7 protein-coding genes are annotated in these 9636 nt (G+C 50.8%); all 7 read left to right on the top strand.

The genetic code is table 11. The annotated features are described in order from the left end of the window. Positions 1 to 136, top strand: a 136-nt coding sequence (locus JRI89_15020) for a hypothetical protein (GenBank protein MBW2072551.1), incomplete at its 5' end; no start/stop codon positions are given. Positions 137 to 317: 181 nt separating this feature from the next. Then, complete coding sequence (locus tag JRI89_15025) at positions 318 to 1430, top strand: hypothetical protein (protein ID MBW2072552.1); 1113 nt, start codon at positions 318 to 320, stop codon at positions 1428 to 1430. Between the two features lie 165 nt (positions 1431 to 1595). Further along, a complete protein-coding gene (locus JRI89_15030; protein ID MBW2072553.1) occupies positions 1596 to 2735 on the top strand; it encodes a hypothetical protein in 1140 nt (379 codons plus the stop codon). Between the two features lie 147 nt (positions 2736 to 2882). Next, positions 2883 to 3689: a hypothetical protein gene (locus JRI89_15035; GenBank protein ID MBW2072554.1), complete on the top strand. Its 807-nt coding sequence runs from the start codon at positions 2883 to 2885 to the stop codon at positions 3687 to 3689. Positions 3690 to 3703: 14 nt separating this feature from the next. Further along, positions 3704 to 5053: a VCBS repeat-containing protein gene (locus JRI89_15040; protein MBW2072555.1), complete on the top strand. Its 1350-nt coding sequence runs from the start codon at positions 3704 to 3706 to the stop codon at positions 5051 to 5053. A gap of 38 nt (positions 5054 to 5091) precedes the next feature. After that, positions 5092 to 6528 (top strand): thioredoxin domain-containing protein, encoded by a 1437-nt coding sequence (locus tag JRI89_15045; protein MBW2072556.1) that lies wholly within the window; start codon positions 5092 to 5094, stop codon positions 6526 to 6528. Positions 6529 to 6571: 43 nt separating this feature from the next. Next, the coding region (locus JRI89_15050) for a right-handed parallel beta-helix repeat-containing protein (protein ID MBW2072557.1) at positions 6572 to 9636 on the top strand (3065 nt) is incomplete at its 3' end.

The following is a 9636-nucleotide window of genomic DNA, read 5'->3' on the forward strand; positions in this document are numbered from 1 at the left end:
TTATGAGACTGATTCTGAGGTGGCAGGACGGGCCATTGCTGGCACGAATGCCAATGGTGCTGGTGTGAACGTGGAAGCCGGTTTTGTCAAATGGGATATCCAGAATGCTGGTGGTGAAGTGCCTGAAGGCCTGTAAACCATAAACCCGGGAGCAAGGAGGCGCGGAGCGCCCTTACTTGCTCCCTGAACTTTTCTCAAACATCCTGGCAGAGGCCTTTCCCCGGTCTCAGTTATACATGCTCGGCAACATCCAATGAGGGGGGCGGGGAAAGGTAGGCAGAGTTTCAAGCCACAAAAAGGGAGAAAGGAGCTGAGGAATGAAAAAGGGGATAGTTGCCGTATTTGTGACTCTGATGCTGATAGCCGGTGTCTGGTCCTTGGGGTTTGCAGCGCAGAATGTGGCAAACACCTCCCAGAAGGGAAGCCTGCTGATCTTTCCGAAGATCGTAACCGCAGGTGAAAGGGACACCGTTATCTTCATCAGCAACGACTATTACAGGCCCGTGTGGATCAAATGCTACTGGGTCGACTCCAAGCAGGACATCGAGGATTTCATGTTCAAGATGACTGCCAATCAGCCCGTCTGGTTCGATGCCAAAGACGGCCTGGGATCCGTTGATGTTCCGCCTTTCAATTTTGGCACTGGCTACGGAGAATTGAAGTGCTGGGCAGTTAATGATGCCGGCAGCGACCAGATCTCCTGGAACCATCTTTTTGGAACGGCGAAAATCATCGATTTCGAGTACGGTGTGGCTGTGGAGTACAATTCCTGGAATTTCATTGCCCGGGGTGTGACCAGGGGCCAGAAAGTTGGCACCGGTGGGGAACTCGTGCTTTCGGGCGCTGCCGGCGCCTATGACGCCTGTCCCAAGTACCTGCTGTTCAACTTCCCGGCTGTGGGTCAATCTAACACCATCGAGAAGCCAGACGGCTATCTGACCTTCCTGGATTATGATCTGACCGTGGTGCCCTGCAAGCAGGATCTGCGCCAGGATCGCGTTCCCACCTTCACCAAGCTCAGATTCAACATCTGGAACAACGACGAGGTGAAGTACACCGGCGCCTATGCCTGCATGAAGTGCTGGTACGAGTCATTCCTCAGTGATCTCAGCGCAGGCGCCTTCGAGGGTGTAGCCAATGGTTCGGAGAAGTTCCTTTACCAGAACCTTCACACCGAGACTGGCAGGATGAGGGTGCAGGGCATTCCCAGTACGGTATGTCCGGTGACAGGTGAACACACCGGCCTTGTGGGCCTGTCATTCCAAATCATGATACTCAGAGGTGACAACCTGACTAAATCTGTAGATTCTCAACCAGGCTATTTTGCAGCTGCTGGTACTACTGCCAACGGTGCTGGCGTGAATGTGGAAGCCGGCTTTGTCAAGTGGGATATCCAGAATGACAACGGCGAAGTACCTGAAGGTCTGTAAACTATGAGCCCGGGAGCAGGGAGGCCGTGCCATGGGGCCTTCCTGTTCTCCTAACCCCTTCTAAATATCGCGGCAGTCTTCTCGACGAGAGCGAACCATGGCGCTTGCTGGAAACTTGATGCGGAATTTTCGAGCCGGAAGAAGGGAAAAAAGGAGACTAGGATCATGAGAAACTTGCTGGTAATTGCAGTAGCGGCGGTGTTTATGCTCGTGGGAGCAGCAACACTGGCCGTCGCTGCACAAAATGTGGGGAATACCTCCCAGAAGGGAAGCCTCCTCATTTTTCCCAAGATTGACGTCCAGAGTGGTAAAGATACCATAGTATTCATCAGCAACGACTACTATAGAACTGTATGGCTGAAATGCTACTGGGTCGACAAGAAGCAGGATTCAGAAGATTTCATGTTCAAGTTGACCGCCAATCAGCCCATCTGGTTCAATGCCAAGACAGGGCATGGCACAGTCAATGTTCCACCGTTTAATTTTGGCGAACCGGTGGGTGAATTGAAGTGCTGGGCTGTGGATGCGGCAAGCAGCAACCAGATCTCCTGGAACCACCTCTGGGGAACGGCCAAAGTTGTAGATTTCCTTACTGGAACCGCTTACGAGTACAATTCGTGGAATTTCATTGCCCGGGGTGTGACCAGAGGCCAGCCAGTGGGCACTGGCGGGGAGCTTGTGCTCTCAGGCGCCAGCGGTGCCTATGACGCCTGTCCCAAGTACCTGCTCTTCAACTTCCCGGCTGTAAGCGACTATGATGATATCATTGGCGGCCTCAATATCATTCGGAAGCCAGACGGCAAGCTGATTTTCGTGGACTATGATCTGACTGTGGTTCCCTGCAAAGAGGATCTGCGCCAGGATCGCAAACCCACCTACACCAAGCTCAGATTCAACATCTGGAACAACGACGAGGTGAAGTACACCGGCGCCTATGCCTGCATGAAGTGCTGGTACGAGTCATTCCTCAGTAATCTCAACGCAGGCGCCTACCAGGGTGTAGCCAACGGTTCGGAGAAGTTCCTCTACAAGAACCTCCACACCGAGACTGGCCGCATGAGGGTGCAGGGCATCCCCAGCACGGTATGTCCGGAGACAGGTGAACACACCGGTCTTGTGGGGTTGGCAGTTCAGTACATGCAACTCATTTCCTATGCACAATCGGTGGTCGCCAGCGACGACGTTATAGTTGTACCGCTTATCAACGCCGTGGCTGGCACCAATGCCAATGGTGCTGGTGTGAATGTAGAAAGTGGTTTTGTCAAGTGGGATAACGAGGAGGAGGTTCCTGAGGACCTCAGGTAGGCCATTCCAGATTGACAAACATGAAAGGGGAGGACAGGAAATAGCACACATTACCTACCCCCTTTCTTCATATTTGCAGGCATTGCCAGTAGTGCTGCCACTGAACCATATGGGGCTGAATTGAAGCAAACTTCAAGAGGTGACAATATGAAATATCGTCTGCCAGTTTTTATTCTTCTGTTCATTTTTATAGGAACCATCACAGCGGTAATCTATGCCAGCGATGTGCAGGCCAAGCAGACCGATGAGGTGGCAAGACTCAGGGCAAGGGCAGATTTGTACTGGAAAGCGCAGGTAAAGAGAGACTGGGGCTCCGTATATGATCTCCTTTCTCCCGTAGAAAAGGCTGGTCTCAGCAAGAAACGGTTTGTTAAGTTCAAAGAAAAAGAACGTGCTATTCGCTATCTCTCTTATAGACTGGCAGACGTGGAAACCTCGGAGAGGTATGGCTGGACCCGGATCATTTACAAAGCGCAGCCAGCGGACCTTCCAGACTATCCCCCGAGGACTATCAAGATATGGCAGATATGGGAAAAGATAGAGGGCAACTGGTACCCGGTACCCCCTTCTCGTCGTGAAGACTTCCCTCAGCTGCCGCCCAAGATGAGGCAGCCCAAAGAAGAGCGCGCGCTCCTCAAACGGGTCGATGCATTCTGGAGGGCCAAAGAAGAGCAGGACTGGCAATCTGTCTATGAGTATCTCGATCCTGATTTCAAGTCCGCGGTCCCAGCCGCAGAGTTCTTGCAAAAAAAGGCCATGTTTTTATATCTCGATCATCACATTGAATGGGTAGAGGTGGTGGACAATCGCGGCAGAGCTAAAGTATTGTACACTTACCGTCTGAACGATCCAACGATCCGCAAGGCAAGACCCGTAGAAGAAAATATGGTGGAGAGCTGGATCAAGGTAAATGGTCACTGGTATCGACAAGTACCCGAGGAGGCAGCCGAATGATGCAGAGAAATCACATGCAAGATTCCTGGGACGGTTTGCGAAATTTTGTACTCATTGCAGTTGTACTACCGATACTGCTCGGTTCTTGCGCCACAATACGCAAGGGCACGCAAGCAGAGCCTGCGAGCAAAACTGTTTTGCAGTTCACCATAGCATCTAAAGGCCTGCCTGAGGGGGGCATGTGGAAGTGTACGCCTGCCTTTGCCGATATAAACAACGACGGCTATCTGGATATGGCTGCTGTTCGCCGTCTGGGCAAGGGGGCCCGGGTGTGGCTTGGAGATGGCGGCACCTCGTGGACTGATTCTTCTGCAGGTCTCACCTATGACATAACCTGCGGTGGAGGTGTGGCTTTTGGTGATATCAACAATGACAACTTTCTGGATCTTGTTGTTGCTGATCATTGTACCGGGGTCTACACTTTCCTGGGTGACGGCAAAGGTAACTGGACAAGAACCGATACCGTACTGAGGCCACCCGCGCCTGAGGGAATCACCCCGGATGAAGAAGGGTTCTATATAGGTACAGAGGATCTCGCCCTGGGTGATGTGAATGAAGACGGTTTTCTGGACCTGGTGCTGGCTGCCTCTGATATGGGAGGATTCTCTGTTTACCTGGGGGATGGCTCGGGAAAAAATTGGCAGGCGGTGCCGGCGGGTGACGGTCTTCCCAGCGGCAATGACCCGGAGCCCGGGGATGAAGAAAATGGCGGCTGGGCCAATCAGGTGATGTTGGCGGATGTAAATCGAGATGGACACCTGGACGTGGTGGCCAGCTATTACAGGGGACCGGGCGTCTGGCTGGGAGATGGCAAGGCTCACTGGGTAAACTCATCTGAAGGCCTGCCCCGGCCCATTATTGGTGGACTTTTTCGTGGTATTGCTGTGGGGGATGTTAATGAAGACGGTCTCCCTGACCTGGCAGTGGCAAATGATGTCAACGGCCCAGAGGTATACTTGCAGGCCCAGGATGGCTCATGGAAATCAACAGCAGATGTGCTGCCGTCCCTGGAGGCCGGTGCCGTAACTGTAGCCCTGGGCGACCTGGATGGGGACGGCCATCTGGATTTGCTTGTTGGCGGCCGCCCTTCTGAGGGCTATGGAGACGCCTATGGATTATACGTCCTTCTGGGCGACGGCAAAGGGGGATGGCAAGAATTGCACAATACGCACCTTCCCTCTACAGGCCTGTCAGTTACCTGGGGAATTACCATAGCTGATGTCAACAACGATGGGGTGCCGGATTTTTCTGCTGCCACTGGCGGAACTTCCTCCAGCAAAGTAAGGGAAGGCCCTGGCAGCAAAGTGAAGAGTACTTCCAAGTTGCCGCGGTTGCAGGTATGGCTCACTCATCTAAAAAAGTGACCGTCTCTCTACAGGCCTCTCATCTAGAAGGTGCAGCAATGGCAGGCAGGAACAGGAAAAATACCTGGATTATTATCGCGGCTGGCCTCGGCTTTATAATGGCATTTCTTGCCGGGTTCTCGAGCAAGCTGGCCTGGTTGGACTCGCTCTGCGGCGGCCTTTCATCTGGATGCAGGGAAACAGCAAATTTCACTGTATTCAGCATACCTCTCTGGCTGATCGGCGCAGGATTCTACCTGGCACTCAGCCTCGCCCTCTACAGGGCAAACAGACTTGTATTCTGGCTTGTTCTGGCTGCCTTTGGCGTGGAGCTGCGCCTTGTCTGGCTCATGTTTTCCATGAAAGCGCTTTGTGTTTACTGCCTGGCAAATTTTGTTGTTGTTGCTTTCCTGGCGGCAATCTGCTTTGAAAAAAAACGAATCTGGCAGATGTCCACGGTCAGTTTGCTGTCATTGGTTTTATCAATTTTCATTCTGCCATCGGCTGTCAATTCCACCCTGGCGACAACAAACACTGATCCGGGTGTTGCCGCTGAAGTGGCAGGAAAAGTGATCACCATCGAAGAGCTGGAGCGCCCGCTGTCTTCACGCATCTATAACCTGCAAAAAGAAATCTTCCAGCTAAAACGAAACCGCCTGGACCAGCTCATCGCAGAGATCCTTCTACAAAAGGAGGCCGAACAGCGGGGAACCTCGGTGCAGCAATATCTGCAGGAAACCGTTCTCAATAACCGGGTCCTTGTCAGCGACGATGAAGTCGAGCAGTTCTATTTGGAAAACCGTGCCAATCTGGCCGGCTGGCGCGGCTCAGAACAGGAACTCAAGAGGCGGATCAGAGCATCGCTTCAGCAGCAAAAAACCTACAAGAAGATTCTGGCATACGCTGCCACGCTGAGAAGCAAGTACAAAGTATCCGACTATCTTGAAGAACCACCCTTTCCCACTACCCTGGTGACCGTAGGAGGTGATCCGGTTGAGGGCCCTGCTGATGCTCCGGTGACTGTTATCGAGTTTTCAGATTATCTTTGCCATTCATGCAAGAAGCATCATGCGGTCGTCAAGAAGCTGCGGAAGATATACGAAGGACAGGTCAGATGGGTATTCAAGGACTTTCCTCTTGGCGGCCGTGAGAAAGCAATGATGGTTGCTGAAGCGGCTCGATGTGCAGCAGACCAGGGCAAATTTGCTCAGTATCGGGATTTACTGTTCGAGGTAGAGGGAGAACTTACTTCGACAACCCTGAACGACTTCGCCGAACAATTAGGACTTGACAAAGAAACGTTCACCCTCTGTCGACAAGAGCACAAGTTTAAGAAGCAGATCTTGAAGGACATAGAGGAAGGCAGGAAAGCAGGAATAGAAATGACGCCGAGTTTCATTATAAACGGCCGCTTGATTCCAGGCGGCCCGCCATTAGAACGTCTGCAAGAGATTATCAACAAGGAGTTATCATCAGCCTACTCACAAAAAAGATGAAATAATTTCCGGGCAACTTCCAGCAGCAAGAAAAGGTGAAAAAATGCATCGTTTCTTAAAGAAAGTAGCACATGCCCCGAAGACGAGGGACTTTCTGAGATTGCTGGGCCCTGCAGCTCTCCTCCTTGCTGAGAAATTTCATCTGGTGCGATTGCAGAAGACACCCCGGGGTGCAAGGGCTTACTCAATCGGCACCTTGGCGGCGATATGCCTGATGGCTTTCCTGCCGCTACCAAACAGTTTCGCTGCAACAGAAGTCTGCGGCAGCATTGCGGCGGACACCATCTGGACCTCAATGGATAGTCCCTACATTGTCACCTGTGACGTTTCGGTGGACAAAGATGTCACTCTGCGTATAAATCCAGGAGTGGAGGTACGATTCGACGGGCCATATGTATTAACTGTTTCAGGAACTCTGATCGCCAGAGGCACGAGCACAGAAAAAATCCTTTTTACCTCCAATAGAGCTGAAGAAAACTGGGGGTACATTTTGTTTTATGGCAGCAGCACGCCGGCGGCCTATATTGAAGGAAATTATGACAGCGGCTGTATCCTGGAATACTGTACCATTGAGTATGCAGGTGCTCCTGTGCCGGACAACAATGGCGCAGTAATAATCGACAAAGCTTCACCTCTGATCAACTTTTGTACCATCAAGAACAATGTTACTTCCGGCATCTATGCTGATCTCTTTAATAACACCCTTAAACTTACAAATAACACTATTGAAGAAAATAGTTCATTTACGGGGGGCGGTGGAATCTTTATTCGTAACGGTAGTGTAACGATAGCAAATAATATAATAGAAAAAAATAATGCATATCACGGAGGAGGTATCTATCTATATGAATCAAGTGCAACTATAACATCAAATAACATAACAAATAATACTTCTTCGTCACAAGGTGCTGGAATTGAAGCATTCAATAGTGATGCCAATATAATAAATAACATTATTAAGAATAATAATACTACTTATTTAAATAGCAAAGGAGGAGGTATATCAACGAATTCCGGAACGGTGACTATTTCAAAAAACTATATCTTAAATAATTCATCATATACTGGCGGTGGAATATTCGCTTGGGGAGGAGTCATTACCATTTCTCAAAATATAATCAGCACTAATACAGCAACTACCAATGGGGGGGGGCTCTATGGCGCAAACGCTGAGCTTGTCATATCTCATAATAGTATAATATATAACTCCTCTTATCTCCAAGGATCAGCTTTATATCTGGGCAGCAACGATGAGGCCTCTGTCTTCAATAACACCATAACCGGCAATTATCAAGACGACCTCCAGGCTAATTCGTCAATATTCACTGCTACATCATCTTTCAGTTTCAATAACAACAATATTTTTAACAATGAGACAGCATATGAACTCTGGAACAACCTTTCCAGTGGTTCAGCAGATCTTGACTGCACGGGGAACTGGTGGGGTACGGCCACAGGCTCCGAAATCAGCGATAAAATATACGATGGGAATGATGACTCTAGCAAAGGTCTGGTGGATTATACGCCCTGGCAAACGGTCATGCGCATTGACACCCCCATCTCTCCACCCAACCAGGTTGTTGCCATCAAACGAACCAATACCATTGAGGTTGAGTGGGCAGACAATGCAGAAAGTGATGTGGCCGGCTATATGGTGCATTGGGGTCCGGCAGAAGTATATCCTCTAACAAGTACCGTTGATGTGGGCAATGCCAACTCGTACATCATAAGCGGCTTGAGCCCGGGCAGCGGCTACCAGGTGAGTGTAACCGCATATGATCACGATTACGATCCCTCTCTGGAAGATAGCACTACCCCTGTACTCGAAAATCAGACAGGTGGAGCTGAGAGCGGCTATGCCCGGGCAAACTGGTCCGAGGAGACAAAGCTTCTGCTGATTCGCAAGAGAACCAGGGGCTTCAAAATGCATATCTACAAACCTCCCCTCACTGTTGGCGGGGATATAGGCTGGAAACCCGTGGCCAAAGACAACTGGATTGGGACGGATATAACCGCAGTTGCCCCGGTTCAATTTGATGCCGATCCTGAAGACGAACTCGTCATCGTTCGCAGACACTCCAGTGGTGTCTACAGCTTTGACATCCGAGACCTCCCCACATCTGAGGACGGCAATACAGGTCCCCCACTTGCTACTGATGAGAATATCGGCATGAATGTTGTCGGTATTGCTTGCGGAAACTACGACGACGACCCGCAATCTGAGATAGCTGTCGTGCGCAAACATGCCGACGGCACCTATGGCGTAGAAATCTATGATCTTCCTACTGAAGTAAGAGGCAACACTGGGCCGCCAATTGCCAGTGACAACAACATTGGGATCAATATTGCTGCTGTCACTGGAGCCAAGTATGGAGACTATTCTGATGATATGCTGCTGGTGATCAGGAAAAATGCCAATGGCAATCACAAGTTACATATTTTTGCCATACCAGAAACGGTGGATGACAATGTTGGACGCCCTGTAGCCAGCGACGAGTCTCTTGTAAAAGTGCCGGTTATCGCTGTGGCGGCTGGGAACTATGATCTCGATCGCAACGACGAGCTGGTTCTTGTCAAGCAGCGCAACAACGGTGTCTTCAAGCTGCAGATCTTCAACCTGCCAACCATTGTTGATGGCAACACAGGTCCCAACATTGCCAGCGACAACAACATCCCTGATGATGTGGTGGCAGTGGCTGTGGTCTCCGTGAACATTGTTCCCACAGTCACTATTACCAGTCCACCAGACGGCAGTACCTTTGCCGGCGGCAGTGACATACTCTTTGAAGGCTACGCCAATGATGCGGAAGATGGAGCGCTCTCAGGCGGCGCTCTGGTCTGGACGTCTGATATGGATGGCCAGATTGGCACAGGGACCTCATTCAGCAGAACTCTTGCAAGAGGGATACATAACATCACCCTTACGGCAACCGATAGCGAGGGGAAGAGTGCCACCGATTCTGTCAGTATAACGGTACTGAATGCGCCACCTGTGGCCACTGACGATGTCGCCGCCACTGACGAGGACACTGCCGTTACCATCGATGTCCTCGGCAATGATTCTGACATCGACGCTGACACCCTCACCATAGACTCCGTCACCCAGGG

Source organism: Deltaproteobacteria bacterium, assembly GCA_019309045.1.
In the GTDB taxonomy this organism is placed as follows: domain Bacteria; phylum Desulfobacterota; class Syntrophobacteria; order BM002; family BM002; genus JAFDGZ01.

Coding starts and splice junctions, on each gene's coding strand:
- JRI89_15035 (MBW2072554.1), top strand. CDS start 2,883: ATGAAATATCGTCTGCCAGTTTTTATTCTTCTGTTCATTTTTATAGGA.
- JRI89_15030 (MBW2072553.1), top strand. CDS start 1,596: ATGAGAAACTTGCTGGTAATTGCAGTAGCGGCGGTGTTTATGCTCGTG.
- JRI89_15045 (MBW2072556.1), top strand. CDS start 5,092: ATGGCAGGCAGGAACAGGAAAAATACCTGGATTATTATCGCGGCTGGC.
- JRI89_15025 (MBW2072552.1), top strand. CDS start 318: ATGAAAAAGGGGATAGTTGCCGTATTTGTGACTCTGATGCTGATAGCC.
- JRI89_15040 (MBW2072555.1), top strand. CDS start 3,704: ATGCAAGATTCCTGGGACGGTTTGCGAAATTTTGTACTCATTGCAGTT.